The sequence below is a fragment of the Luteibacter sp. HAY1-4A genome (assembly GCF_056755355.1).
The window spans coordinates 1-1,412 of record NZ_JBNDHZ010000104.1 but is presented as its reverse complement, the minus strand read 5'-3'; the positions used below and the strand labels follow the sequence as shown (position 1 = coordinate 1,412).

Annotated in this window: 1 protein-coding gene; it reads right to left on the bottom strand. The window is 66.6% G+C overall.

Features of this window, described 5'->3' with window-relative positions:
• Window positions 1-359: 359 nt before the first annotated feature.
• Entirely contained in the window at window positions 360-1,286 is a 927-nt protein-coding gene (gene lpxL, locus ACPYOD_RS19105) for an LpxL/LpxP family Kdo(2)-lipid IV(A) lauroyl/palmitoleoyl acyltransferase (protein WP_481303267.1), read from the bottom strand.
• Between the last annotated feature and the right edge of the window lie 126 nt (window positions 1,287-1,412).

The window sequence follows — 1,412 nt, the reverse complement described above, 5'->3', positions numbered from 1 at the left end:
GCCATGCATCGTGCTCGCGCCAGTGGGAGACGCAGCGACCGATGTACGTGAGCGTGGCACCGATGCCATGCGTACGTGAGCTGTGCCATCCGGCGCGGCCGCTGAGCGAACGCGCAAAACGAAAGATCGATTGCATGGGGAAGATCCGTTTCGTGTTGACGACGCACGTTCTACGCACGTCTTTTTTCCCGAGGCTTTCATGATGCCAACCCACTCGCCGACGGTTCTGTCGGCGTTCGGCTTGGAGAAAGGTCAAGGAAAGCCGCGCACCACCAGCCGACCAAAAACCACCGTCAACACCCTGAGCACTCTGTGGGAAGCGCGCCCGCGCGCGAAGGTGCTGCGACTGCCTCAGGTTCTCAGTAGACCTTCGGTTCGCCTGGCGGGCGGGTCTTGAAGCGCTTGTGCACCCAGAGGTATTGCTCGGGTGCCTCGCGCACCATCTGCTCGATCTGCGCGTTGACGCGCGCCGTGTCGAGGCTCGGGTCCTTGCTGGGGAAATCTTCCATCGGCGCGCCCAGGCGCATCGCATAGCCGGCGTCACCGGGCAGGCGGCGGTGGTAGAACGGGATGACGAGGGCGCCGGAAAGACGGGCAAGGTGATGGGTGGCCGTGATGGTGGCGGCCTGCACCCCGAAGAAGGGCACGAACACGTTGTCCTTGCTGCGCATGTCCTGGTCGGGCGCGTACCAGAGCGTGCCGCCGGATTTCAGGTACCTCACGGTGCCGCGAATGTCGTCCTTCTCGAACATTGCATCCGCATAGTGCAGGCGCGAGCGCAGCACCGCGAACTCGAACACGTCCGAATCCATGCGCCGGTACATGCCGGCGATGCGGATGCGCTGCGACACCAGCCGCGCGCAAAGCTCGAGATGCGAGAAATGGCCGCCGACGAGCAGCACGCCGCGTCCCGCCTTGCGCGCCGCCTCCAGGTGTTCGAGGCCGTCGACGGTGACCGGTACCCGCGCGATGGCGCGGTCCGAGCCCATCCAGCCCAGGGCGAACTCGGCCAGCATCATGCCCACGTCGCACAGGTTCGCCCGTACCAGGGCCTTCTGCGCCGCGGCGTCCAGTTCCGGGAAGCACAAGGCGATGTTCGTCGCCGCGACGCGCCGCCGTTCGGGGTTCAGGTGCAGGGCCAGCCGGCCGGCAAGGCGGCCCAGGCGCATCAGGAGCCGGAACGGCAGGTGCGCGATCAGCCAGATGAACGCGACCCCCAGCCACGCCGGCCAGTGGCGGGGCGCAAGCAGGGCACGGGTGAGGTGGGGGCGGGGCATACCGGGCATGGCCGGCCATTGTAGCGAAAGGGGGCGGCTATACTCCCGGGCTACCGGCAAATCCAGGGATCCGCGTGCTCCTGCGCCTGCTCTACAACCTCGCCATGTACCTGTTCACGCCCTTGGTGATGCTCC